The organism is Pseudazoarcus sp. NS34 (assembly GCF_059703725.1).
Window position 1 is genome coordinate 264,358 of the sequence record NZ_BAAKIZ010000001.1, and the last position, 24,170, is coordinate 288,527.

The following is a 24,170-nucleotide window of genomic DNA, read 5'->3' on the forward strand; positions in this document are numbered from 1 at the left end:
AACAACTCCCGCCCTACATTCCCCAGCTTTGCGACTGCACCACGCGGATCTCACCGCTGGCACCGCGACGCGCAAAGAACATGCCGGAATCGATCGTCTCTTCGTAGCGCACCACGTCGTAACTGGCGTAACCGCCGGCATCGACGATCTCGCGCGCACTGCGCAGGAAGGCCGTGCGCGCCTCGCCATCGCCGCCGGTGATCAGCGGGCGCATGCGCAAGTGCAGGCGGAAGCGCTGTTCGCCCACCTGAGTGACCTTGACCTCCCAGCCGGGAATCATCAGATCGGGGATTGCCGCCCACACCGGCGTGCGGCTACCGGGCGGCGGCGGTTCTTCGACCGGCTCGGGCCTGGCTGTCTGCGCCGGCATGGCGAAGGTATCCGAGCCACCACTCGAATGCTGCTCGGGTGAATGCACACAGGCGGTCAGCAACAGTGCGGCGCAAAGGGTGGCGATCAGGCGCATGACGATCAGCTCAGGAAGTTGAACAGCGACAGACCGGTGACGCGCAGATAGGTCTGCTGCGCGGCCTCGAGGAAGACCTGTTGCTGCGACAGGCGGGAAATGGCCTCGGCGTAGTCGAGGTCTTCCAGGCGCGAAATCTCGGATGCGTACTGCAGCCCTTGATCGGTACCGACCTTGCCGAGGTTCTCGATTTCGCTCATCTGCGAGCCGACCTGCGCGCGTACGCGCATTACGCTCTCCAGACCCATGTCGAAGGAATCCAGACCGAAGGCCACGGGCCCATCGGCCATCACGCTGGGGCCGGGGCGCTCAAGCGAGTCGATCAGCACCGCCATGTTGGCGAAGATGTCGCGCGAAGCGACAAAGATCTCGGCCTGGTCGCCGTCGCGCGGCACACCGCCAACGTCGAAGGAAACGGTTTCTCCCTCGGAGTTCTCGAAATTCAGCGTGCCGGTGTCGGGGTCGAATACCGCATCCACCACCGTGTCGTCCATGCCGGGCTGACGGCGGATGACGCTGAACTCGCCGCTGCCATCGGCGCCGATGTTGTAGCCGATGATGTAGCGCACACCCGGATCGGGCGCGGCAGAGTCAGCTGACAAGGCCAGCGTCAGCGGCGCGTTGGCCGCGTCGGTCGGCGTGCCGGCGCCGGACACGAACACATCCTGCTCGGCAATGTTGATTTCCAGCACGTCACCGGCCTGCGGGGTGCCGGGCAGGTCGAAATCGACGCCGTCAAAACTCAGCGTTCCGCCGATCGGGTCATAGTTCGCGACCCCGACGCTCGACTCGGTGCCGTCTATTTCGCGGCGGATGACGTCGTAGTCGCCGGCAAGGTCATCCCAGCTGAGCACGTAGCTGACGCCCGCATCCGGCGCGGCCGAAGCCAGCGCCAGCGTCGGGCTGGTCGCCGTGCCGCCGACGCCGGTGGCATCAACGGTGATGTTCAGCGGGCTGATCGCGACCTGCACCACGTCGCCTTCAAGCGGGGCGCCGGTGAGGTTGAACTCGAGCCCGTCGAAGGCCAGCGTGCCGGCAACGGCGTCGTAGCTTGCCGCACCCAGTGCGGTCTCGGTGATGCCGTCGGCCTCGCGGCGCGTCACCAGGTAGTCGCCGGCCGCATCGTCCCACTCAACCATGTAGCGCACGCCGGGATCGGGCTGGGCGGACGTATCCGACAAGGCCAGATCGAAGCCGGCGCCGGTCTGGCCACTGCCGTTGGCGACGGTGATGCCGTTTGCGCCGACGAAGACCTGCAGGGCATCGCCATCTTCGGCCGTGCCGGAAAGATCGAACACCACGCCACCGTCAAAGCTGATGGTCTGCGCGCCAGCATCGAGCGTGGCGGCGCCCAGGTCGGTCACGGTGCCGTCTGATTCTCGGCGCGTGACGAGATAGTCATCAGCCGTTTCGTCGTAGCGGATGGTGTAGCTGATGCCGGCCTCGGGCGTCACCGAGGTGGTCGACAACGACACATTGAAGGATGCCGCGGCATCGTCCTGCGCGGCCACCGTGCGCACCTGCACGCCCGGCTCGGGCAGGCGCCCGCTGCCGAACACGTCGGACCCGGTGAACGAAACCGGCATGTAGCGCGAGGACGAGACCTGCACCGCGATCTGGTTTTCGTCGCCCTGATAGGCGATGTTGCCGAAGCCGCCGGCATACGGCGGCTGGCGTGTCTGGTAACCCGCAAAGACGTAGTCGCCCTGCGCATCGCGGCTGTTGGCGAGGCCAAGCAAAGCGTCAAACTGGCCACGCAAATCGGTGGCGATGTAGCTCAGCTCCTGCGGCCCGAGCGCGGCGTTACCGGCCTGCACGGTGCGCTCACGCATGTACTGCATGATGTCGCCGATGCCGGTGAGGCGGTTCTCGGTGGTGCGCAGACGGTCGTTGGCGGCCGCCTGGTTGGACAGGAATTGCTCGTTGCTCGACTGCGACTGCCGGATCTCCAGGGCCCGCGCTGCAGCCACCGGATCGTCGGCCGGCGTCAGGATGCGGCGGCCGCTGGCGATCTGCTGCTGGGTCTGCAACAGTCGAGCGCTCTGGGCCTGCATCTGCTGCAGGCCCTTGTTGTACATCATGCTGGTCGATACGCGCATGGTGGGTCTCCTCAGCGGCCGAAGCTCAGCACTTCGTCGAACAGGCGCTGCGCCACCGTCAGCACCCGACCGGCGGCCTGATAGGCCTGCTGGTAGCGCACGAGGTTGGCAGCCTCTTCATCCAGGTTAACCCCGGAATACGATTCACGTGCATCCGTCGCCTGCTGCAGCAACGAGGCCTGTGCTTTCTCGGCGGTCTGCACTTCGCGCGTCTTGTTGCCGACGAAGGACACCAGTTGCGAATAGGCCGACTGCAGCGTTGAAGTGGGCGTGCCGCCACCGCTGTCGAGCATGATCTGCTGGTTCTGCAGCGCGCCCAGTGCAACGGCGTTGCGGTTGTCACCCGGGCCGGTACCGGTGGTGGTCTCGGTCACTTCAATGCTGAAATCGAAGCCGAACTCGTCGCCGTCGGCAGGCTCGCCGCTCAAGGTGAAGTCGAAAGTTTCACCGGTCGGCGTGGTCACCGTGAAGGTCTTGCCCACCAGGGGATCCACCGGACCACTGGTGTCGTAGCCGGAATCCGGAACAATGGTGTAGCCCGCCGCCGGGTCGATGACCAGTTCGTTCAGAGCCCCGTCGAAACGCACGGCAAACGGAGCCATCGCACCGTTGGACTCGAACTCGCTGGTCGCTACCGAAACGACTCCGGTGCCAGGCCCGTCGATGTCCGGCGTCACGCCGGGCGTGGCCGTGTAGACCGTTTGCGGGGCCACCACGAAGCTCAGGGCGAACTCATCGCCATCGACCGGTTCGCCGTCCAGCGTGAAATCGAAGGTCTCGCCAGTCGGCGTGGTCAGCGTGAAAGTCTTGCCCACCAACGGATCCACCGGACCACTGGTGTCGTAAGCGGAGTCGGGAACGATGGTGTAACCCGCCGCCGGGTCAATGACGACCTCGTTCAGGCCACCGTCAAAGCGAATCACGAACGGCGCCACCGCCCCGTTGGCCTCGAAATCAGCCGGCAGCGACAGGTTGGCAGTGCTGGCCAGATCGAGCGTCGGGACCGACGTCGGCGATGCGAAATCGACGTTCTGGCTGGTCACTGCAAAATCGAAAACGAACTCATCGGCATCGACCGGCTCGCCCGCCAGCGTGAAATCAAAGCTCTCGCCCGTCGGCGTGGTGACCGTGAAGGTCTTGCCCACCAGCGGGTCCACCGGACCACTCGTGTCATAGCCGGCATCCGGCGAAATGGTGTAGCCCGCCGCCGGGTCGATGACCAGCTCGTTCAGGGCCCCGTCGAAGCGCACTGCGAAGGACGCCATCGCTCCGTTTGACTCGAAGGACGGGACCGCCAGGGACAGCGACGCCGAGCTCGCGCCGGTGGGCGGCGTCACGTTCGCTGTGGCCGTATTGACTGTCGTGACCGAGGCCGGAAGCCCTGCCGCAAAACGTGCGGGATCACTGATCAGCATCGAGATGTCACGCGCACTGCCAGCGAGCGGGCGGATCAGGTATTCCTCCCCGTCCTGGGCGTCGGCCGGCACCGTGATGTTCAGACCGATGGTGGCCGGATCGGTAATGGTCGCGCCATCGCCTTCGCGGGTGAGGGAGTAGGTGCCGCCCGGGCCGTAGGTCAGGCGATAGCTGTCGTAGGTCAGCAGGCTGTCGTTGGCAAGACCCACCTCGGGCGGGTTGGACGCGCCGCCCACGCCGCGCACCATGTTTGCCCCGAAGAGGTCACCGCCCGGCAGACCATCGAGGTCGACGCCATTGCGGTGCAGCTCGTTGACCGCCTCGATGAAATTGCGCGCGATCAGGTCGACCTGGCGCTGCGTGGTTTCCAGCGCCTCGCGGCGGAAATCGAGCAAACCGCCCAGCGCACCGTTGGTCAGGGTTGCTTCCGGCACCAGCACCGTCGCCCCGCTCGGCGTTTCGATACCCACACGCACTTGCTCGGGATTGTCGGGGTCTGGGGCGGTGGTGACGCGCGAAACGCTGGTACCCAGCACCAGCGCCTGGCCGGTGCCGATGAACACGTTGATGGAGCCGTCGTCGGCCCGCACGCCGCGCGCCGAGATGATGGTATTGAGTTCCACCATCACCTGGTTGCGCTGGTCCTGCAGGTCGTTGGCGGTGGCACCGCCGCCGGCGGCTTCGGCCAGCGAGATGCGGTTGTTCAGTTCGGCGATCTGTGTCGCCAGCGTGTTGATGCGCCCGACGTTGTAGGCGATCTCGCCATTGGTCGAGCTGCGGACTTCCTGCAGCCGGGCATCCATGGAACGGAAGCGCGCCGCGGCGCTCTCGGCCGCCGACAGCAGCGACTGGCGCGCCGGCACGTTGGTGGGGTTGGCCACCACGTCCTGCACGGCCGCAAAGAAGCCGTTCATGACCGGCGACAGACCCACTTCGGGGTCGGCCAGCATGTTGTTGATCTGCGAGATCTGCGCGTTGTAGGTGGCGTACTGCGCCTGGCGCGAGGTGGAGCTCTGCACCTGCTGTTCGAGAAACTGGTTGTAGGCGCGCGTCACGTCGGCGACCTGCACACCGCGTCCGAAATAGCCGGTGCCGCCGTATTCGGCATCAATGGCCACCTGCACAACCGACTGTCGCGAATACCCTGGGGTACCGGCGTTGGTGATGTTGTGCGAGACCGTATTGAGGTGCGACTGGGCTACGTTCAGGCCGGACAGACCGATTCCGAAAATGCCGGACATGATTTACTCCTGGAGGCGTCTGTCAGGCATGCTGCAAGAAGCTTGCCAGTTTCAGCGCAGGCCCGACGCGATCTGCGTCGCGCCCTGCCAGGCATGGCCCAGCGTGTCGCCGCCAATGATGCGCACGAGCTTGTCGGCGTACTGCGGATCGGTGGCGTAGCCGCCTCGCGCCAAGCCTTGCGCGAAGTCGGCCGGCTGTTGCTGGCCAAGCGCCTCGGCATAGCGCGGGTTGTCGCGCAGCAGCGAGACGTAGTCGCGGAAGGCCTCGGCATACGAGCCATAGGCGCGGAAGCGCGCGTTCTCTGTATAGGCGCGGCCGTTGGCGTATTCGGTCACCGGCAGTTCAACCGTGTCGCCCTTCCAGCTGGAACCCGCCTTGATATTGAACAGGTTGTGGCTGGTCGAGCCATCGCCACGACGCAGCTCTGCACGGCCCCAGCCGGTTTCCAGCGCGGCCTGGGCGACCAGGAAGTGCGCCGGCACACCCAGCTCGCGGCCGGCCTGCTCAGCATCGCCGCGCAGCTTGCGCACGAAGCCAGCGACATGCTCGGGCACGTTCGATACCGCCTGCGAGGCGGCCTGCGGGGCGGCAACTTCCGCCGCTGATTCGGCTGCATTTTCCGCCGCCGGCTCAACGCCGGCAGGATTTGCCGGCCTTGGCAGCACCTGCATCACCGGCGGGCGCGCGACATTCGACAGGTCGAAATAGCGCCGCCCGTCCGGCCCGATGAAACCGTTCTCCTGCTGCGCCTGCATCGCCTCGCCGCCGAGCTGGCGGAAGATCGCGTCGGCCAGGCCCATGCCGTTGCCGCGCGAGGCCAGATCGGAGGCCAGCTGCTGGTCGTGCATGGACTGGAACATCTTGGTGTGCTCTGAATCGAACAGCCCGCCTTGCGGCGAGGCCTCGCGCATGGCCTTGAGCACCATCTGCATGAACACCGACTCGAACTGCTGCGCAGCAGCGCGCAGCGCCTCGGGCGAATCACCCTTGGCGGTGAGCCGCTGCAGGTCGCCGAAAGAGCGCGGGTCCAGGGTGTTGAGGGAGGCCATGGCGCTCATGATCAGATCACTTCGAGCTCGGCCCGGAGCGCCCCTGCCGACTTCATGGCCTGCAGGATGCTGATGAGGTCCATCGGCGACGCGCCAATGGCATTGAGTGCATTGACCACGTCCGACAAGGTAGCGGACGCCGGCACGTTGAACAGGATGCTGTCCTGCTGATCGATATCGACGTTGGCGCGACGTACCACCACCGTATCGCCGCCCGACAGCGGCGGCGGTTGCGATACGCCGACGTCCGTGCCGATGGTGACGGTGAGGTTGCCATGCGCCACGGCGACGTTCTGCAGCGTGACGCGCTGGTTCATGACGACCGAGCCGGTGCGCGAATTGACGATGACCTTGGCGACCTGCTGCTCGGGCGTGATCATCAGGTTCTCGAGACGTCCGAGGAAGGCCACGCGATCGGTCGGATCGAGCGGCGCGAGCACCTTGACGGTACGCCCGTCGAGCGCCTGCGCCGTGCCCGGCGCGGTGACCATGTTGATGGCGTCGACCATGCGACGCATGGTGCCGAAATCAGCTTGATGCAGCTCGAAGGTAACGAATTCGCCCTGCCCCAGGGCGGTTGCCACCGATCGCTCGACGGTTGCACCACCGGGAATACGGCCAGCCGACAGGTGGTTGACGACCTGCGACGCACCGCCGGCCGAAGCCCCCGCGCCGCCGATCAGCACGTTGCCCTGGGCAATCGCGTAGACCTGACCGTCGACGCCCTTGAGCGGCGTCATCACCAGCGTTCCGCCGCGCAGGCTCTTGGCATTACCCATCGACGACACGGTGATGTCGATCTGCTGGCCCGGGCGCGAGAACGGCGGCAGGTTGGCGGTGACCATCACCGCCGCCACGTTCTTCAACTGCAGGCTGGTACCGGGCGGCAGCGTGACGCCCATGTTGCTGAGCATGTTGATGATGCTCTGCACGGTAAACGGCGTCTGCGTGGTCTGGTCACCGCTGCCGTCGAGGCCGACAACCAGACCGTAGCCGACCAGCTGGTTGTTGCGCACGCCGGCGATGGAAGCCAGATCCTTGATGCGCTCGGCCGCCTGCGCGGTCAGCGACAGCGCCAGTGTTGCAGCCAGGGCAAGGCGGAGAAGAAAACGATGATTCATGATGCGCTCCGCGTCAGAACGGCAACAGGGCCAGGAAGAAACGTTGCAGCCAGCCCATGCGGGTGGATTCGTCGATGAAGCCGCTGCCCTTGTATTCGATGCGCGCATCGGCGACCTGCGTCGACTGCACGGTGTTCGAGGTGGTCACGTTGTTCGGATTGACCACGCCGGAAAAACGAATGAACTCGTTGCCCTGATTGATCGCCACCTGCTTCTCGCCGGACACCAGCAAATTGCCGTTGGGATACACGTCGATCACGGTGACGGTAATGGTGCCGGTGAAGGCATTGTTGGCCCCCGCTGCACCCTGGCCGGCAAAAGCCGATTCGGTGCCGGCGTCGACGCTCAGTTGCCCGAGCTTGCCGATCGACACGCCGCCCAGCGCATTGATGCCGCCCGCAATGTTCGAAGACCGGTCGGCCGTGGCATTGGCGCTCTTCTGCGCCGAGGTGCGTTCGACCAGGTTGATGGTGATGGTGTCGCCGACGTGGCGGGCACGACGATCCTCGAACAGTGGGCGCACGGCGGCGTTCTGATAGATCGATCCGGTGGTCGGTACGGTCTGGCCCTGCATCTCGGGGCGTACGCTCATCGGCTGATGCACCGCGGTGCTCGGCGTCGTGTAGATCGGCGAGCACGCGGCCAGGAAGAGCAAGGCCAGCGGTGCGAAACGGAGCGGCGAAAACATCCCGATGCCTCTTAGAGCTGCGTCAGACGGCCGAGCATCTGGTCGGAAGTCTGGATGGCGCGCGAATTGATCTCATACGCACGCTGCGTGATGATCATGCTCACCAGTTCCTCGGCGACGTTCACGTTGGAAGTCTCGACATAGTTCTGGTTGAACACGCCAACTCCGTTGGTGCCGGGAGGCTGTTCGTTGGCCACGCCGCTCGACGCGGTTTCCAGATACAGGTTCTCGCCGGCGCTCTGCAGGCCGCCCGGGTTGATGAAGGTGGCCAGCAGCAGCTGCCCGACCTCCTGAATGGTGTTGCCCGGCTGCAGCACGCTGACCGTGCCGTCCTTGCCGATGGTGATCGACAGCGCATCCTCGGGAATGGTGATGCCGCCACCAACCAGATAGCCGCTGGGCGTCACAATCTGCCCGGCGTTGTCGAGCTGGAAGGAACCATCACGGGTGTAGCCGGTGACGCCGCCTTCAAGCTGAATGGGGATGAAGCCGTTGCCCTGGATGGCGACGTCGAGCGCGTTGCCGGTCTGCTGCAGGCTGCCCTGCGTAAAGATGCGCTCGGTGGCCACCACACGCGTGCCGGTGCCGACCTGCAGGCCGCTGGAGATCTGGCTCTCGGCGGTTTGCTGGGCGCCCGGCTGACGCAGCGTCTGGTACAGCAGATCTTCGAATACCGCGCGCTGACGCTTGAAACCGTTGGTCGAAACGTTGGCGAGGTTGTTCGAGATCACATCCAGCTGGGTCTGCTGGGCATCAAGGCCGGTACGCGCGGCCCACAGTGAGCGAATCATGTCGGTACTCCTTTGGCGGGGGCTCCGCGGCGTAAAGGCCAGCGGGCCGACGGTGCCAGATTACGTCCGGCGCGCGCCGCGCGTTGCGGCGATTAAGGCCGGAAAAGCGCCCCTATTCGCTGACGCGTCAGCGGTTGGAGAGCAATTGCGCCGCGGCGCGGTCATTGGTTTCGGCGGTCTGCAGCATGCGTGTCTGCATCTCGAACTGACGCGCCAGCGAAATCATCGAAACGAGTTGGTCGACGACATTGACGTTGCTGCCCTCGACGTAGCCGGACGCGACCTCGATGTCTTCGTCGGGCAACACCAGGGCATCGCCGGTGTAGCGGAACAGGCCGTCCTCGCCGCGCTCCAGCCCGGCTTCGGGCGGATTGACCAGCTTCATGTTGGCGACCACGTTGATGGTCGCGGCATTGCCACCGGTAACCACCGAGATCGAGCCGTCCTTGCCGATCACGACTTCGCTGTCGGGCGGCACCGTAACCGGGCCATCAACCCCCAGCACCGGGCGCCCACCGCGGGTTTGCAGGATGCCGTTGGCGCTGACCGAAAAGCTGCCGTCGCGCGTGTAGGCTTCGCCGCCGTCGGGCATGGACACGGCGAACCAGCCCTGGCCCTTGATGGCGACGTCGAAAGTCCGGCCGGTGAACTGCATCGGTCCCGGCGTGAAGTCGGTCGCGACGCTCGCATCCACCGCGAAGGCGCGGGTGCGCAGCGCATCGGTCTGCACTTCGACCGCGCGCAGCCGGTGCATTTCCGACCGAAAGCCCGTCGAATTGACGTTGGCGAGGTTGTTCGACACCGCAGCCTGCTGGTCCAGCGTGCTGCGTGCGCCCGTCATGGCGGTGTAGATCAGGCGATCCATGCCCTTCTCCCGGCAACCTGCGGCGGCGTCCCGCCATCAGGCCGCGTTGTGCTTACCTGAGGTTGACGACCGTCTGCAGCAGCTGATCCTGGGTGCGGATCGACTGGGCGTTGGCCTGGTAGTTGCGCTGCATGATGATGAGCTGCACCAGTTCGCGCGTGAGGTCGACGTTGGAGTCTTCCACCACACCGGACGAAATCACGCCGTTGAGGCCCGCGCCCGGCGGCTGCGGCTGGTTGGCACCAGCGGCCGGGGTGGCTTCCCACAGGTTGTTGCCCAGCGAGGTCAGCCCGTTCGGGTTGGTGAAGGTCATCAACTGCACCTGACCGAGGGCCTGGGTGCGGTTGTTGCTGTAGCGACCCTGGATGGTGCCGGTACGGTCCACCGAGATGCCGACCAGACTGCCCTGGGTGTAACCGTTCTGACCGGTCTCGGTCACCGAGAACGGGTCGCCAAACTGCGTCAGGCGCGACAGGTCGACCGTGAAGCCGAGCGGATCAACTGCCGGACCGAGGTCGGTCGCCGGGAACGTGAAGCTCGTACCGGCAGTGCCTCCGATCGGGCTACCCGAGGTGTCGAAGCTCAGCGTGCCGTCGGTGCCGTTGCTGATGCGCTGGGCGGCGGCGCCGTCAAGCGAGGCCCACACTTGCCAGTCGTTGACGCCGCCCGGTTCGCGGGCGAAGTACAGCGACAGGGTGTGCTCCAGACCAAGGCTGTCGAAGATCGTCAGTGAGGTGGTCGAGTTGTAGCTGCTGGTGTCAGCCGGATCGACGGCCACCGTCGGGTTGAGGAAGGCCACGGCGGTGTCGTCGGGCAGCGCCTCGGTCGCAACGTTGGCTGCGTCGACATCCGTGTCGAGGCTCCAGCCGGCGACGGCATCCCAGTTGAAGTTCAGGTCCAGCGCCTGGTCGAGAGCGGGCAGCGTATTGGTAACCGTCGCAGACAGGGTCGCGCTGGTTCCGTTGGTCAGCAAGTTGCCGGCACTGACGGTCTGCGGCGTCACGCCGTCACCGGCGTCGATGACGTAGAAAGCTTCCCAGTCATCCCCGCCGGTCGCCTGGCGACGCAAGTACACATCGACGGTCTTGGTGTTGCCGTCGTTGCCAAGGAAGCTGACCTGCGTGAGCTGCGCATCGTAGGTGGTGTTATCGGCCGGATCGAAGGCCGGCCATGCCGGCTGCGGCTGTACCGTCGGGTCCTGCTCGGCATCAAGGTTGGCGACGAGACGGACACCCAAGGCGCCGGGCAGGTCGACGGTGGCGCGGGCCGCGATCGGCTCACTCGGCACGATCAGCGAAGTCAGCGCTCCGTTCGGGTTGACCACGCCGTTGACCGCCTGCACACCTTGCAGCCGGTCACCCGTCGGTGTGGTGATGAAGCCGTCGGCATCAACCTCGAACTGACCGTTGCGGCTGAAGGCCTGGCTACCGTCGGAACGCGCGATGATGAAGAAGCCGTTGCCGTTGATCGCCATGTCCAGCGGGTTGCCGGTGGAGGTCAGACCACCCTGCGTAAAGGCCTGACGGACCACGTTGGATGCCGCACCAATACCGACCTGGCCGCTGGACGAAGCGCCGGTGAGCGCCGAGGCGAACACGTCGGAGAACAGCGCGCTACCGGCCTTGAAGCCCACCGTCGAGGCGTTGGCGATGTTGTTGCTGGTGACGTCAATGGCTTTAGCCGACGCACTCAGACCGCTCAATGCTTGCTGGAATGCCATGGTGTCGCTCCGTCAGAGAATCTGCTTGATGTCGTTGAACTGGAAGATGCCGAGATTGCCAACCTGCAGGTCGGTGCTCTTGGGCCCGCGGATCACGCCGGTGACCTGACCGAACTCGAGTGAGTTGGCATCCACGGTCTCGCCGCCGATGGTGGCCGTGACCTTCACCGAATACAGGCCGCCTGCGGCTGCCGAACCGTCAATGGTGGTGCCGTCCCACACATAGTTGTGGCTGCCGGCATCGAAGTCCTCGAAGTCGACCTTGGCGACCTCCAGACCCGAGCTATCGCGGATCGACAGCGTCACCTTGTCGGCGCCGTTGGGCAGCTCGAAGCCACCAACCGCCCCGGCTTCGGTCAGCACCAGGCCATCACCTTCGACCAGCACACCGCGCCCGACCAGCGCCGCAGCCTGCATGGCCTCGGCCGATTCCTGCCCGGCCAGCAGCTGCTGGAACATGGTGTTGAGGCGTTCGATGCCGTCGACGGTGCTCATCTGCGCGAGCTGCGAAGTCATCTCGGCGTTTTCCATCGGATTCATCGGATCCTGGTTCTTGAGCTGGGTCGTCAGCAGCGTCAGGAAGCGAGTCTGAGAGTCCTCTTCCTTCTTGCCGGTCGACGTCGTGCCGGTGTTAAGGGCGGAATAGTCGTAACCAGTGGCGTTGACAGTACTCATCTCAATCTCCCGAAGGCCTCAGCCAATTACTGGCCGATGCTCAGCGTGCGCTGCAATAGGGTCTTGGCCGTGTTCATGACCTCGACGTTGTTCTGGTAGGAACGCGACGCGGAGATCATGTTGACCATCTCCTCGACCACATTCACGTTAGGCATTTCGACGTAGCCCTCACCGTTGGCGGCAGGGCTGGCCGGGTCATACACGAGGCGCATCGGCGCGGCGCTTTCAACCACTCCGGTGACCTTCACGCCCTGCGCCTCTGGCCCGGCAACCGGCACGGCCTGGAAAACCACCTGCTTGGCGCGATAGGGCTGGCCGTCTTCGCCGACCACACTGTCGGCGTTGGCGAGGTTGGAGGCCGTCGTGTTCAGGCGCAGTGACTGGGCGCTGAGCGCCGAGCCGGCGATATTGAAGACGTTGAACATGCTCATGATTCAGTCCCCCTCGCTCACTGGCCCGTGATGGCGGTACGCATGCCGCTCAGCAGGCCGTTGATGAAGGTCACGCTGGCCTCGTAGTGCAGCGAATTCTCGGCGTAGGCGGCGCGCTCGACGTCCATGTTCACGGTGTTGCCATCGACCGCCGACTGCAGCTCCTGACGAAAGCCGATGTGGCCCTCGAAAGGCGTTGCGCCAGCAACTGGCAGATGTCCGGCAGTAGTCGTCTTCATGTTCAGCGCCGCTCCCTGCTTACCCATCGCGCCGGCCAGTGCGCTGCGAAAATCAATGTCCTTGGCCTTGTAGTTCGGCGTGTCGGCGTTGGCGATGTTCGACGCCAGCAATTCCTGGCGGCGGGCTTGCACATTGAGCGCGGTCTGATGGAACCGCAGTGCGTCATCGAGCATGGCTTTCATGCGTCACCTCTCGTATCTCTGTGTCCCGTCGAATATTTCCGGCAGGGACAACTGCCCTATTGCAGCTTTCGTGCCAGCATCGTATGTCCGTACCGGGCCTGCTCTTCGTCCGATAAGAGGCTGCTTTTCCGGCCAATTTCGCCGCTTTCGCCGGCCGTCTTGCCGCCGCGCCGGCAGTCTTTGCCGGTTGTCGCCGCCCATCCTTGCCAGCGTGGCCGGCCCGGCCGTTGCGGCACGTCGCTTGCAACACCCATGCCTTGCCGATGCGCCGACCACGTGATGCAATGCCGCCATGAATCGATTCGCCTGCTTCCTGTTCGTCACCACCTGCGCAGCGGTTTCCGGCGCGCTCGCCCAGCAGCCCACGGCCCCGGTGGAGGCCGCCGTACGCACCCTGCTCGAACACGAAACCGACGGCCTGCCAGGGGAGATCGAACTTGAGGTCGGCGTGCTATCCCCCGCCAACCAGTTGCCACCGTGCGACGCCCCGGAGGCGTTTTTGCCGTCCGGAGCACTCGCGTGGGGCCAACTCAGTGTCGGTGTGCGCTGCACCGCGCCGGCGAACTGGACCGTCTATCTGCCAGCGCGCGTCAAGGTCATTGCCGATTACGTGGTCGCGCGCAACGGCCTGCGGCCGGGCCAGACCATCGGGCCGCAAGACTTGCGCCTGGAACGCGGAGATCTGGCCGCCCAATCGGGCAAGGTGCTGAGCGATCCGTCGCGCGCCATCGGCGTCCGCACCAGCCGAGGCATTGCCGCCGGCACCCCCTTGCGCGAGGAACACCTGCGCCTGCCGCCGGCGGTGGAATCGGGCCAGACGGTGAGGATCGTCGGCATTGGCAGCGGCTTTGAGATCGGCGGAGAGGGCCGCGCCTTGGGGCGCGCCGCCGATGGTGAAAGCGTGCGCGTGCGGCTGGCCAATGGCAGCATCGTCAACGGCATCGCGCGCGCCGGTGGCGTGGTGGAACTGCGTTTCTGAAGCCGGTGTGCGATCATTGAGGCGTTCGAGACGCGGAACCGGGCGCCCAGCGCCTGTGCAAAAACAATTAATTTAATTCGCTAAAGTTTTCTGCAGGGCTGCCGTCTACTACATCAGGAACCCATTCGGGCCGCCCTCACCGGAGTACACACGTGAAGATCGAAGGAACCAACAAAGGCGTCAGCTCCCCGCTCGCGGGCGAGAATCGCGCCAAGCCGGCCAGCCCCGCGCCGCAAGGCAGCAACGCTGGTCAATCGGGCACCGTCGAGCTGTCGCCGCTGTCGTCCAGCCTGGCCAAGGCCGAAGCCGTAGCCGCAGCAACCCCGGCGGTCGATCAGGCGCGCGTGGATGAAATCCGCCAGGCCATCAGCGACGGTCGCTTCAAGATGGACGCCAACCGCATCGCCGACGGCCTGCTCGACAGCGTTCGCGAAATGCTGGGCTACACCGGCAAGGCATGATCCCGGCCGCCGCCCGCGCACGATTCGTTCAGGCCATCGACGCCGAACTCGCGTCGCTGGAGCGTTTTCGCGAGCTGCTGCAGCGCGAACAAGCCCTGCTGATCGCTGGCGACACGGACGGACTGATCTCGCTCACGCCGAATAAATCCGCACTCCATCAGCAACTGCAGCGCCAGCACGACGCGCTCGGCATGCTGCTCGGCCAGCACGGCGTCACCCCGTCGGCCGAATCCATCCGCCAGATCTGCGAAGGCCTGCCCGATGTGCTCACGCGCTGGGACAGCATTCTCGACATCGGCGCCGATGTGCGCGCCCTGAACGAGATCAACGGCAAGCTCATCCACGAGCGCATGCAGAACAATCAGGCGGCACTGTCCGTCCTGCTCTCGGCCGCTGACCAGCCTTCGCTGTACGATTCCGGCGGCAGCGCACGCCCGAGCGGCCGCGGCCGCCACCTCGGCAGCGCCTGACCCCTACACCGCCCGTTTCATGCCTTGCGGTAGGCAGCTGCCAGCCGCAGCGGTTATGCTTGTGCGCCGCCATCCCACGGACCTCAGCAAGCATCCATGACAGGCAAGACCTACGACGAATCCTCCTTCCGCGTCCTCAAGGGCCTGGAACCGGTCCGCGAACGCCCGGGCATGTACACCCGCACCGACTCGCCCGCCCACATCATTCAGGAAGTGATCGACAACGCCGCTGACGAGGCGCTCGGCGGTTTCGCCAAGAAGATCCACGTCACGCTGCATCTGGACGGCTCGGTCACGGTGGCCGACGACGGCCGCGGCATCCCGGTCGGCCTGCACCCCGAAGAGGGCGTCCCGGTGGTGGTGCTGGCCTACACGCGACTGCACGCCGGCGGCAAGTTCGACAAGCGCGAGGGCAACAGCGCCTACGCCTTCTCGGGCGGCCTGCACGGCGTCGGCGTGGCGGTGACCAACGCGCTGTCCACGCGGGTCGAGCTCGAGGTCAAGCGCGAAGGCAAGATCTACCGCATTGATTTCACCGGCGGCGGCGAGCACATCGGCGAAATCCGCGTCGAAGGCGAATGCGGCCGCCAGAGCGGCACACGGGTGCGCGTATGGCCCGACCCGAAGTACTTCGAGGCCCCGCGCGTCCCGCTGAACGAACTCGAACGCCTGTTGCGCAGCAAGGCCGTGCTGCTGCCCGGCGTGTCGGTTCGGCTAGACACCGAACAGACCAACGGCCCGGCCCTGAGCAAGACCTGGAGCTACCCCGAAGGTCTGGCTGGCTACATGCGCGAAGTCGCCGGCGAGCAGGAACCGGTAGCACCGATCTACACCGCCGAGTCCTACGCCGGCCGCGACGACGCCAGCTACGCGGCTGGCGAGGGCGCAGCCTGGGCGATCGCCTGGTTTGAGTACGCCGTGCCGAGCGAATCCTACGTGAACCTGATTCCCACGGTGGCCGGCGGCACACATGAATCCGGCCTCCGCGCCGGTGTGTTCGAGGCCGTCAAGACCTTCATCGAGCACCACGCGCTGCTGCCCCGCGGCGTCAAACTGCAGCAGGAAGACGTGTGCTCGCGCATGAGCTTCGTACTCTCCGCCCGCCTGCTTGATCCGCAGTTCCAGGGGCAGGTGAAGGAAAAGCTCAACTCGCGCGAAGCCGTGAAGCTGGTGTCCAGCCAGATCCGCGACCCCTTCGAGATCTGGCTCAACAACCACGTTGAGGCCGGCCGCGCGATCGCCGAACTGTCGATCAAGCAGGCGCTGGCGCGCCAGAAAAACGCGCAAAAGGTCGAGAAGAAAAAGACCTCTGGCGTGGCCGTGCTGCCCGGCAAGCTGTCCGACTGCGAATCCGAGGACATCACCCGGAACGAGCTTTTCCTCGTGGAGGGCGACTCGGCCGGCGGATCGGCCAAGATGGCGCGCAACAAGGAAACACAGGCCATCCTGCCGCTTCGCGGCAAGGTACAGAACTCGTGGGAGATCGACCCCGATCGCCTGCTCGCCAACAACGAGATCCACGACATCGCGGTCGCGCTGGGCGTCGACGCCCATCTCGCCGACAGCTCGCCGGATTTGTCCGGCCTGCGCTACGGCAAGATCGTCATCATGTCGGACGCTGACGTCGACGGCGCCCACATCCAGACCCTGCTGCTGACGCTGTTCTTCCGCCACTTCCCGAAGCTCATCGAGCGCGGTCACGTGTATGTTGCCCAGCCGCCGCTGTACCGCGTGGACGTCCCCGCCCAGGGCAAGAAGCGCCCGGCACGCCGCCTGTACGCCCTCGACGATGGCGAACTCACTGCAATCCGCGACCGTGCCACGCAGGAAGGCTTCAAGCCCGAAGCGCTCGAAGTCGGCCGCTTCAAGGGCCTCGGCGAGATGAACCCCGAGCAGTTGCGCGAAACCACCATGGACCCGGCCACACGCCGTGTGCTGCCCGTACACGTACGCCCCGGCGCCTTCGACGACACACTGAAAATGTTCACGCTGCTGATGGGCAAGGGCGAAGCCTCCGGCCGCCGCGCGTGGATGGAAGAGAAAGGCGATAGCGTCGAAGCCGACGTGTGAGCTCCGAGAAACCCCGATACCGCTGATCAATGACTGACCACACCGACGACATCCTGGACCTCGCACCACCCGTCCCGCCCGAGCCACCCGAGCCGCCGCTGGACGAACTGGGCGACGACGCGCTGCCGCTGGACCGTTTCGCCGAGCAGGCCTACCTCGCCTACGCGATGAGCGTGGTGCGCTCGCGCGCGCTGCCGCAGGTGGAAGACGGCCTCAAGCCGGTGCAGCGCCGCATCCTTTACGCGATGAACGAGATGCGCCTGTCGGCCACGTCCAAGCACGTCAAGTCAGCGCGCGTGGTCGGCGACGTGATCGGCAAGTACCACCCGCACGGCGACTCCTCGGTGTACGACGCGATGGTGCGTGTGGCGCAGGATTTCTCGTTGCGCTATCCGCTAGTCGACGGTCAGGGCAACTTCGGTTCGCGTGATGGCGATTCGGCCGCGGCCATGCGCTACACCGAATGTCGACTGACACCGATCGCGGATCTTCTGCTGGCCGAGATCGATCGCGGCACGGTCGATTTCCTGCCGAACTACGACGGCGCCTTCCACGAGCCACAGTTCCTGCCCGCACGTCTGCCTTTCGTGCTGCTCAACGGCGCCTCGGGCATCGCGGTCGGCATGGCCACCGAGATTCCACCGCACAACCTCACCGAAGTCGCCGAGGCGGCCTGTGAACTGATCCGCAACCCCAATGCCGGGTTGGATGAGGTCCTGGCGCTGCTGCCCGGGCCGGATTACCCCGGTGGTGGCCAGATCATCTCATCGCCCGAAACCATTCGCGACGCTTACGCCTCGGGCCGTGGGAGCCTTCGCCTGCGCGCGCGCTGGCATTTCGAGGAGCTTGCGCGCGGCCAGTGGCGTGTAATCGTCGATGAACTGCCGCAGGGCGTATCCACTGCCCAGGTGCTGTCCGAGATCGAGACGCTGACCAACCCGCAGCCACGCACCGGCAAGAAGGACGTTTCGCAGGAGCAGAAGAACCTCAAGCAGCTGGTGCTCGGCGCGGTCGAATCGGTGCGCGACGAATCCAGCGACAAGGCGCCGGTGCGGCTGGTGCTGGAACCGCGTTCCAGCCGACAGAGCCGCGATGAGTTCATGGCCATCCTGCTCGCGCACACAGCGCTGGAAACGTCGAGCTCGATCAACATGACCATGATCGGCCGTGACGGCCGGCCGCAGCAGAAGAATCTGGTTCAGGTGCTGCGCGAATGGATCGACTTCCGCTACGTCACGGTCGAGCGGCGCACGCAGCATCGCCTGAGCGAGGTCGACCGCCGCATCCATATCCTCGAAGGCCGCATGATCGCCTACCTCAACATCGAGGAAGTGATCCGCGTCATTCGCGAGTCGGACGAGCCGAAACCGGCGCTGATCGAGGCCTTCGGCCTGACCGAGGTACAGGCCGAAGACATTCTCGAGATTCGTCTGCGCCAGCTGGCACGACTCGAAGGCATCCGCATCGAGAAGGAACTGGCCGAGCTGCGCGAGGAGCGCAACGGCCTGCAGACTCTGCTCGACAGCCGCAGCGCCATGACGAAACTGATCCTCAAGGAGATCCGCGAGGACGCGAAGAAATACGGCGACGACCGCCGCACCGTCATCGAAGCCGTCGCCGCGGTGGCGCCGGCCGAGATCAGCGTGCCCGACGAGCCGGTCACGGTCGTCATCTCGCACAACGGCTGGGTGCGCTCACGCCAGGGCCATGGCATCGACCCCACGAGCATTTCGTACAAGGCCGGCGACCACGCCTTTGCCGTTATCGAGACGCGCACCGTGTGGCCGCTGATCGTCATCGACACCAAGGGTCGCGCCTACACCGTCAAGGTGTCTGAACTGCCGGGCGGACGTGGCGACGGCACGCCGATTACCACCTTGGTGGAATTCCAGGACGGCGCCAAACTGGCGCGCCTGGTTTCCGCCGCTCCTGACACCAGCTGGTTCTTCGCCAACTCCGGTGGCTATGGCTTTATCTGCACGGTGGGCGATGCAAGCAGCCGCCAACGCGCCGGCAAGGCTTTCATGACCCTGGAGAAGGGCGAAAAGGTGCTCGAGCCAGCCCCCGTGCTGGGCGACTGGATTGCGTCGGTGTCCGAAAACGGACGCATCCTGGTGTTCGGCCGCAGCGAGATGAAAGTGCAGGCCGGCGGACGCGGCGTGATCGTGATGGGGCTGGATGAAGGCGAGTCGCTGGCGGCAGTGGCCGTACCCGCGCCCGACGCCTCCCTCACCGTGACCGGCGCCGGACGCGGCGGCAAGACCTCCGAACTGGAGATCAAACCCGCTCAGATCGAAGGCCTGCGTTTCCGCCGCGCCCGCAAAGGCAACACGCTCAACCGCAACTTGCGGCCGCTGGCGCTCCGTTGAAGCTCGGGGGTTGCTTTGTTTGATAGGGCGGGGAAGCCCCACCCATGTTTATGTGAGGTGCTACGGCCGCCCGTACTCACGGGTGGCTGCGCGCTGCAGCCACCCTCGCCAAGGCCACGCTGACGATTGGCATTGCGGTGAGGCAATGACGGGCTGCTCCTACAGCAGCACCTCCGGCGGTATGCCCCGCCGCTTGATCGACTGGCGCAATTGGCCGAGCGCCTCAAGCTGAATCTGGCGCACCCGCTCACGCGTAAGACCCAGCTGCACAGCAAGCTCTTCGAGCGTCATGATCTCGCACTCGTCGATGCCATAACGGTGCCGAATGACTGTGCGCTGTTTTTCGCTGAGCTTGCTGATCCAGTCGCGCACGAGATCCTCGACCTCATGATTCTGGATAGTCAGATCCACCGGACAGGCCTGATCGTCGGCAAGTGATTCGCCGATCGACAGGTTGGGATCAATATCCAGCGGCGCATCAAGCGAGGCGGTGTGTTCGCCCAAGGTCAGCAAGCCGCGCACCTCATCCAGGCTCTTGCCGGTCGCGGCTGAAACATCTTCGAGCGTGTATTCGCCGTTGCCCAGCGCAGCCAGCTTGCGCTGAGCGCGCAGAACCTGGTTGAGCTCCTTGACCACATGCACGGGCAGGCGAATGGTGCGCGACTGGTTCATGATCGCGCGCTCGATGTTCTGGCGGATCCACCAGGTTGCATAGGTCGAAAAACGGAACCCGCGCTCGGGATCGAACTTGTCGAGCGCGTGCATCAGGCCGAGGTTGCCCTCCTCGACCAGATCGAGCAGCGGAATGCCGCGGTTGAGATAGTGTTTGGCGATGTTCACGACCAGACGCAGATTGCGCTCGATCATGGTTTGCCGTGCTTCGAAATCACCCGTTTTGACACGCCGGGTGAGCACACCCTCCTCCGCCGCCGTCAGCAGCGGATTGGCGCCGATCTCATTGAGGTAGATCTGGGTGACGTCACTGAGAAAATCACCCTCGGACGACGCCGCAGACTTGGCCGCCGGCTCGCCGAGGGCTTCGACCTCGGGCGGCATATCCGGCTCGTTCGCAACGTCTTCCTCGTCGTTCTCGGCCGGATCGTACATGCCCCCTCCGTCGTGTCAGCGCGCCGGTAGATATTGCATCGGATCAACCGGACGACCCTGTCGTCGAATCTCGAAATGGAGCTTCGGACGATCGGTGTCGGTACTGCCCATCTCTGCGATCTTCTGCCCCTGCGTCACCTTGTCGCCCTCTTTGACGAGCAGCGTCTGGTTGTGCGCGTACGCGGTGTAGTAGTCACCGTCGTGATTGATGATGACCAGTTTTCCATACCCGCGCAAGCCGCTACCGGAGTAGGCCACACTGCCCGCAGCCGAAGCCAGGACCGGATCTCCGGGCTTTCCTGAGATGTCCACGCCCTTGTTCGCGCTTTCGTCAAACTTCTCGATCACCGGCCCATTGGCGGGCCACAACCACGGAACGGGCTTGGGCAAGGTCGCTTCCGGCGGCGTCGGGGCCGGCGTGGGGGTCGGGGTCGAAGGCGGTGCCGGCATGGGCATCGGCATCGGCTGCGGTCGTGGATTCACCGCGGCCCAGGCCTGATCGGTATACGGCGTCGTACCTCCGACCGGCGCTTCAAGCAACTGCGGCAACGCCGGCGTAGTACCGACGGAATCCCCGCTGAGGTCGATGGGCTGAACGATCACCCCGTCGGCGGGCGGAACAAATCCATCGGGTGCCGAAACGCGCAGCCGCTGCCCGACCTTGATCTGATCCGGGTTGGTAAGCCCGTTCCAGCTCACCAACTCCGCAAGAGTCCGGTTGTAAGTGCGACTGATGCCGAGCAAGGTATCGCCCGTTCGTACTTCGTGCGTCTTCCCGTCTTGGGCAATGACGCGCGTCTGCTGCCCGGAGTCACCTCCGCGCACGGGCGCCGGCAACTGCGACAGACAACCCGTCAGGAGGGCAATCGAAGCGGCCACTCCCAGCGTGAGAGACAGACGATGCGATTTTCGCAAATTGTTCATTCCAGTCCTTCCAGCAATGGCACGAAGCGGACTGCCTCATGCCGGCTGAGCTTGAATCCGTCGCGGCCGCGTTCGACCATTACGAGCGATTGTTCCGCGCCCGCCCCCACCGGCACCAGCAGGCGCCCACCCGGCGCAAGCTGCTCCTTGAGGGCCGTCGGCACGTCACGCCCGGCCGCGGCAACAATGATGGTGTCGAATGGGGCGGCCTGTGGCAAGCCCAGAACACCATCAGCATGTTTCAACCGCAAGTTGGCAAGTCTCAGCGGTCGCAAATTTTCTTTGGCTTTCTCGAGCAACGGTCGAATGCGTTCGACCGCAAACACCTCTGACGCCACGAAGGACAACACGGCAGCCTGATAGCCGCACCCAGCTCCGACCTCCAGCGTCTTCCCGAGTTCGCGCCCACCGGCCCGCAGCATCTCGATCATGCGCGCAACTACGTACGGCTGGGAGATCGTCTGTTGGTAGCCAATCGGCAACGGAGTGTCGTCATACACACTGAACGCCAGGCCCTTGTCGACAAAAGCTGCGCGTGGCACGCGCAACATGGCCTCAAGCACCTTCTCGTCGCGAATGCCCTGCTGGCGCAGACGCTCGACCATTCGCGCCAGAGCACGATTACCGGCCGGATGGCCCTGCAAGCCCATACTCAGGACTCCAGCCATTCTGTAACCGCCGGGATTTGACCGTTGTGAGTCAGGTCCATGCGCAAAGGCGTGATCGAAACGAAGCCTTCCTCCACTGCATGGAAATCCGTACCTGCGCCCGCATCAGCAGCCTTGCCTGCCGGCCCGATCCAGTACACCGTGTCACCACGCGGATTCGTGCCGCGAATTACCGGCTCGGCCTTGTGGCGCTTGCCCAGACGCGTTACGCATGTTCCTCGGATTGACTCGAAAGGCACATCCGGAATATTTACGTTCAACAATACCGGTTCTCGAAACGGCTGCTCGATGAAACGCGCCACGAAGTCGCGCGCGACCCGGGCCGCGCCACGAAAATCGCTGGCCGACTTGCTCGCCAGCGAAAACGCGATGGCCGGAACGCCCAGCAGAAACCCCTCGGTGGCTGCCGCGACGGTGCCAGAGTAAATGGTGTCGTCGCCCATGTTGGCGCCATGATTGATGCCCGACACGACCATGTCCGGCAGATGGTCGAACATGCCAGTAACCGCCAGATGCACGCAGTCAGTCGGTGTGCCGTTGACGAAGTGAAAGCCATTCGCCGCGGTGCGCAATGACAGCGGCCGATCCAGCGTCAGCGAGTTGCTCGCGCCGCTGCGATCGCGCTCGGGCGCGACCACGGTGATGTCACCCAGTTCCTCCAGCGCCTCGGCCAACGCGGCCAATCCAGGGGCGAAATAGCCGTCGTCGTTACTGATGAGGATGCGCATGGGGGTGGGAAGACGGCGCCTTCGACGGCGCTCTTGCGATGTTCAGACAGGCGTTGAGTCTAGCAGGTTGGCAGCAGACCGACCACGCTCGGGCCTGCCTCTTACTCGTAACAGGTAAACAAAAAAACGGGCGCCGAAGCGCCCGCTCTTTACGTCAAACCGTCTGCAACCGATCAGAAGTTGTGACGGATACCGATGTTCAGACCATTCGTGTAGAAGCCATTGGAACCTTCGGCGACGCCGATCGTGCCTTCAGCCTCGTCGTTGGTGCTGACCTTGGCATAGGTGGCATACACGTTGGTGCGCTTGGACAGCGAGTGGGTGTAACCCAGAGCCCACTGGGAGGCCTTGTAAGTACCATCACCCACATCCGCGCCGAGATTGACCTTCAGGCGGGTGTAGGAGAACAGCACCTTGCCGGCTTCGCTGACCGGAGCGACTGCTGCCAGCATCCACTGCTTGCCCTTCTCGTCGCCATCGTCTTCCTCAGCCTTGAACTGACCGTAGGAACCGCGCAGGCTCACCACACCGAAGTCATAGGAACCCACGAGGTTCCAAGCCTTGACCTTCTCGTAGTCATCGAAATCGCCAACGTCGTACTCTTCGTCGTCGTTCTTCACGCGCTCGTACGAGGCACCGATCATCAGCGGACCGTTGCTGTACTTACCGACCACGTTCCACAGACGGCTGTTGGGGTTGTCGGTACCCTTCTCGTAAGCGAGTTCATCCGGATCATCGTTGGTGCCTACGTTATTGGTAAACGTCGCCTCAACCGAGAAACCACCCATGCTCGGGGATGTGTAGATGACAGCGTTGTTCACACGGGTCTGCAGCTGATAGATGTTCTGGATGTTGCCGACGCCGGAAGCACCGAACGGATCCAGACCGGTCACCAGCGCACGGGTCGGGTTGAAATCACGGCCGAGGCGGACCTTACCGAAATCGCCCTGCAAGCCGACGAAGATCTGGCGGTTGGTCGGGGTGGAGCTGGTGTCAGCGCCCAGACCCTGCTCGATCTGGAAGAAGGCCTTCAGGCCGTTACCCAGGTCTTCCGTGCCACGGAAACCGATGCGGCTGGCCGCCTGGTTGCCGGAATCGATGGCATTGCGCGCCTTGTCCTTTGCGCCGCCAGTGACTTCGGAACCGCTCTGACGGGCAAAGCCCAGGTCCATGATGCCGTAGATCTGCACATTGGACTGAGCGAAGGCCGGAGCCGACACCAAACCGGCGACTGCCAGTGCGATGAGTTTTTTCTGCATTGAAATCCCCTCAGGATCTGAATTGAACGCCGAAGACGCTCTTCGGCAGGCCCAACTGCAGCCGTGAAGCCCCGGCGAGTTGTAACAGAATTATGCAAACCCCCTGCGGCGCATCACAAGAACAATGCAACTGACGGATCTGGAGATGTC

At 64.6% G+C, this 24,170-nt stretch carries 22 protein-coding genes; 5 read left to right on the top strand and 17 right to left on the bottom strand.

Going from position 1 to position 24,170, the window contains the following annotated elements; all coding sequences use genetic code 11:
- Positions 1-13: 13 nt before the first annotated feature.
- The 12 genes from AC6H0N_RS01320 to flgB form a co-directional block, all read right to left on the bottom strand.
- Entirely contained in the window at positions 14-466 is a 453-nt protein-coding gene (locus tag AC6H0N_RS01320) for a hypothetical protein (RefSeq protein WP_497572249.1), read from the bottom strand.
- A gap of 5 nt (positions 467-471) precedes the next feature.
- Positions 472-2,565, bottom strand: a complete 2,094-nt coding sequence (gene flgL / locus AC6H0N_RS01325; protein WP_497572250.1) for a flagellar hook-associated protein FlgL — start codon at positions 2,563-2,565, stop codon at positions 472-474.
- A gap of 11 nt (positions 2,566-2,576) precedes the next feature.
- Entirely contained in the window at positions 2,577-5,222 is a 2,646-nt protein-coding gene (flgK, locus tag AC6H0N_RS01330) for a flagellar hook-associated protein FlgK (RefSeq protein ID WP_497572251.1), read from the bottom strand.
- A 51-nt stretch (positions 5,223-5,273) separates the two neighbouring features.
- The gene (gene flgJ / locus AC6H0N_RS01335) at positions 5,274-6,281 is read right to left on the bottom strand and encodes a flagellar assembly peptidoglycan hydrolase FlgJ (protein ID WP_497572252.1); all 1,008 of its coding nucleotides are present in this window, start codon (positions 6,279-6,281) and stop codon (positions 5,274-5,276) included.
- A 2-nt stretch (positions 6,282-6,283) separates the two neighbouring features.
- Positions 6,284-7,393, bottom strand: a complete 1,110-nt coding sequence (locus AC6H0N_RS01340) for a flagellar basal body P-ring protein FlgI (RefSeq protein WP_497572253.1) — start codon at positions 7,391-7,393, stop codon at positions 6,284-6,286.
- 13 nt (positions 7,394-7,406) lie between these two features.
- A complete protein-coding gene (locus AC6H0N_RS01345) occupies positions 7,407-8,081 on the bottom strand; it encodes a flagellar basal body L-ring protein FlgH (RefSeq protein WP_497572254.1) in 675 nt (224 codons plus the stop codon).
- A gap of 11 nt (positions 8,082-8,092) precedes the next feature.
- The gene (flgG, locus tag AC6H0N_RS01350) at positions 8,093-8,872 is read right to left on the bottom strand and encodes a flagellar basal-body rod protein FlgG (protein ID WP_497572255.1); all 780 of its coding nucleotides are present in this window, start codon (positions 8,870-8,872) and stop codon (positions 8,093-8,095) included.
- A gap of 127 nt (positions 8,873-8,999) precedes the next feature.
- Positions 9,000-9,737, bottom strand: a complete 738-nt coding sequence (gene flgF, locus AC6H0N_RS01355) for a flagellar basal-body rod protein FlgF (RefSeq protein WP_497572256.1) — start codon at positions 9,735-9,737, stop codon at positions 9,000-9,002.
- Between the two features lie 52 nt (positions 9,738-9,789).
- Positions 9,790-11,457 (bottom strand): flagellar hook protein FlgE, encoded by a 1,668-nt coding sequence (locus AC6H0N_RS01360; protein ID WP_497572257.1) that lies wholly within the window; start codon positions 11,455-11,457, stop codon positions 9,790-9,792.
- 12 nt (positions 11,458-11,469) lie between these two features.
- A complete protein-coding gene (locus AC6H0N_RS01365) occupies positions 11,470-12,132 on the bottom strand; it encodes a flagellar hook assembly protein FlgD (RefSeq protein WP_497572258.1) in 663 nt (220 codons plus the stop codon).
- A 26-nt stretch (positions 12,133-12,158) separates the two neighbouring features.
- Positions 12,159-12,563 (bottom strand): flagellar basal body rod protein FlgC, encoded by a 405-nt coding sequence (gene flgC, locus AC6H0N_RS01370; protein ID WP_497572259.1) that lies wholly within the window; start codon positions 12,561-12,563, stop codon positions 12,159-12,161.
- Positions 12,564-12,580: 17 nt separating this feature from the next.
- A complete protein-coding gene (gene flgB, locus AC6H0N_RS01375; protein WP_497572260.1) occupies positions 12,581-12,985 on the bottom strand; it encodes a flagellar basal body rod protein FlgB in 405 nt (134 codons plus the stop codon).
- A gap of 292 nt (positions 12,986-13,277) precedes the next feature.
- Between flgB and flgA the strand changes: the two genes are divergently transcribed.
- The 5 genes from flgA to parC all read left to right on the top strand — a co-directional run bounded on the left by flgA (position 13,278) and on the right by parC (position 19,334).
- Positions 13,278-13,964 (top strand): flagellar basal body P-ring formation chaperone FlgA, encoded by a 687-nt coding sequence (gene flgA, locus AC6H0N_RS01380; RefSeq protein WP_497572261.1) that lies wholly within the window; start codon positions 13,278-13,280, stop codon positions 13,962-13,964.
- A 152-nt stretch (positions 13,965-14,116) separates the two neighbouring features.
- Positions 14,117-14,425, top strand: a complete 309-nt coding sequence (gene flgM / locus AC6H0N_RS01385) for a flagellar biosynthesis anti-sigma factor FlgM (protein WP_497572262.1) — start codon at positions 14,117-14,119, stop codon at positions 14,423-14,425.
- The gene (locus tag AC6H0N_RS01390) at positions 14,422-14,895 is read left to right on the top strand and encodes a flagella synthesis protein FlgN (RefSeq protein WP_497572263.1); all 474 of its coding nucleotides are present in this window, start codon (positions 14,422-14,424) and stop codon (positions 14,893-14,895) included. Before flgM ends, AC6H0N_RS01390 begins: the two co-directional genes overlap by 4 nt.
- A gap of 96 nt (positions 14,896-14,991) precedes the next feature.
- A complete protein-coding gene (locus tag AC6H0N_RS01395; RefSeq protein ID WP_497572264.1) occupies positions 14,992-16,965 on the top strand; it encodes a DNA topoisomerase IV subunit B in 1,974 nt (657 codons plus the stop codon).
- Between the two features lie 29 nt (positions 16,966-16,994).
- The gene (gene parC, locus AC6H0N_RS01400) at positions 16,995-19,334 is read left to right on the top strand and encodes a DNA topoisomerase IV subunit A (protein ID WP_497572265.1); all 2,340 of its coding nucleotides are present in this window, start codon (positions 16,995-16,997) and stop codon (positions 19,332-19,334) included.
- Positions 19,335-19,493: 159 nt separating this feature from the next.
- On the opposite strand, the gene rpoS is transcribed toward parC, so the two are convergent.
- The 5 genes from rpoS to AC6H0N_RS01425 all read right to left on the bottom strand — a co-directional run bounded on the left by rpoS (position 19,494) and on the right by AC6H0N_RS01425 (position 24,020).
- Positions 19,494-20,441 (bottom strand): RNA polymerase sigma factor RpoS, encoded by a 948-nt coding sequence (gene rpoS / locus AC6H0N_RS01405; RefSeq protein ID WP_497572266.1) that lies wholly within the window; start codon positions 20,439-20,441, stop codon positions 19,494-19,496.
- 15 nt (positions 20,442-20,456) lie between these two features.
- Positions 20,457-21,365, bottom strand: a complete 909-nt coding sequence (locus AC6H0N_RS01410; protein ID WP_497572267.1) for a peptidoglycan DD-metalloendopeptidase family protein — start codon at positions 21,363-21,365, stop codon at positions 20,457-20,459.
- Entirely contained in the window at positions 21,362-22,015 is a 654-nt protein-coding gene (locus AC6H0N_RS01415) for a protein-L-isoaspartate(D-aspartate) O-methyltransferase (protein WP_497573224.1), read from the bottom strand. Before AC6H0N_RS01415 ends, AC6H0N_RS01410 begins: the two co-directional genes overlap by 4 nt.
- Positions 22,016-22,017: 2 nt before the next feature.
- Positions 22,018-22,761: a 5'/3'-nucleotidase SurE gene (gene surE, locus AC6H0N_RS01420; RefSeq protein ID WP_497572268.1), complete on the bottom strand. Its 744-nt coding sequence runs from the start codon at positions 22,759-22,761 to the stop codon at positions 22,018-22,020.
- A 173-nt stretch (positions 22,762-22,934) separates the two neighbouring features.
- Positions 22,935-24,020, bottom strand: a complete 1,086-nt coding sequence (locus AC6H0N_RS01425) for a porin (RefSeq protein WP_497572269.1) — start codon at positions 24,018-24,020, stop codon at positions 22,935-22,937.
- Positions 24,021-24,170 lie beyond the last annotated feature (150 nt).

Bases quoted from the DNA above. Each gene is read 5' to 3' on its own strand.
- AC6H0N_RS01320 (WP_497572249.1), bottom strand. From the start codon at position 466: ATGCGCCTGATCGCCACCCTTTGCGCCGCACTGTTGCTGACCGCCTGT.
- flgL (WP_497572250.1), bottom strand. From the start codon at position 2,565: ATGCGCGTATCGACCAGCATGATGTACAACAAGGGCCTGCAGCAGATG.
- flgK (WP_497572251.1), bottom strand. From the start codon at position 5,222: ATGTCCGGCATTTTCGGAATCGGTCTGTCCGGCCTGAACGTAGCCCAG.
- flgJ (WP_497572252.1), bottom strand. From the start codon at position 6,281: ATGAGCGCCATGGCCTCCCTCAACACCCTGGACCCGCGCTCTTTCGGC.
- AC6H0N_RS01340 (WP_497572253.1), bottom strand. From the start codon at position 7,393: ATGAATCATCGTTTTCTTCTCCGCCTTGCCCTGGCTGCAACACTGGCG.
- AC6H0N_RS01345 (WP_497572254.1), bottom strand. From the start codon at position 8,081: ATGTTTTCGCCGCTCCGTTTCGCACCGCTGGCCTTGCTCTTCCTGGCC.
- flgG (WP_497572255.1), bottom strand. From the start codon at position 8,872: ATGATTCGCTCACTGTGGGCCGCGCGTACCGGCCTTGATGCCCAGCAG.
- flgF (WP_497572256.1), bottom strand. From the start codon at position 9,737: ATGGATCGCCTGATCTACACCGCCATGACGGGCGCACGCAGCACGCTG.
- AC6H0N_RS01360 (WP_497572257.1), bottom strand. From the start codon at position 11,457: ATGGCATTCCAGCAAGCATTGAGCGGTCTGAGTGCGTCGGCTAAAGCC.
- AC6H0N_RS01365 (WP_497572258.1), bottom strand. From the start codon at position 12,132: ATGAGTACTGTCAACGCCACTGGTTACGACTATTCCGCCCTTAACACC.
- flgC (WP_497572259.1), bottom strand. From the start codon at position 12,563: ATGAGCATGTTCAACGTCTTCAATATCGCCGGCTCGGCGCTCAGCGCC.
- flgB (WP_497572260.1), bottom strand. From the start codon at position 12,985: ATGAAAGCCATGCTCGATGACGCACTGCGGTTCCATCAGACCGCGCTC.
- flgA (WP_497572261.1), top strand. From the start codon at position 13,278: ATGAATCGATTCGCCTGCTTCCTGTTCGTCACCACCTGCGCAGCGGTT.
- AC6H0N_RS01390 (WP_497572263.1), top strand. From the start codon at position 14,422: ATGATCCCGGCCGCCGCCCGCGCACGATTCGTTCAGGCCATCGACGCC.
- AC6H0N_RS01395 (WP_497572264.1), top strand. From the start codon at position 14,992: ATGACAGGCAAGACCTACGACGAATCCTCCTTCCGCGTCCTCAAGGGC.
- parC (WP_497572265.1), top strand. From the start codon at position 16,995: ATGACTGACCACACCGACGACATCCTGGACCTCGCACCACCCGTCCCG.
- rpoS (WP_497572266.1), bottom strand. From the start codon at position 20,441: ATGTACGATCCGGCCGAGAACGACGAGGAAGACGTTGCGAACGAGCCG.
- AC6H0N_RS01410 (WP_497572267.1), bottom strand. From the start codon at position 21,365: ATGAACAATTTGCGAAAATCGCATCGTCTGTCTCTCACGCTGGGAGTG.
- AC6H0N_RS01415 (WP_497573224.1), bottom strand. From the start codon at position 22,015: ATGGGCTTGCAGGGCCATCCGGCCGGTAATCGTGCTCTGGCGCGAATG.
- surE (WP_497572268.1), bottom strand. From the start codon at position 22,761: ATGCGCATCCTCATCAGTAACGACGACGGCTATTTCGCCCCTGGATTG.
- AC6H0N_RS01425 (WP_497572269.1), bottom strand. From the start codon at position 24,020: ATGCAGAAAAAACTCATCGCACTGGCAGTCGCCGGTTTGGTGTCGGCT.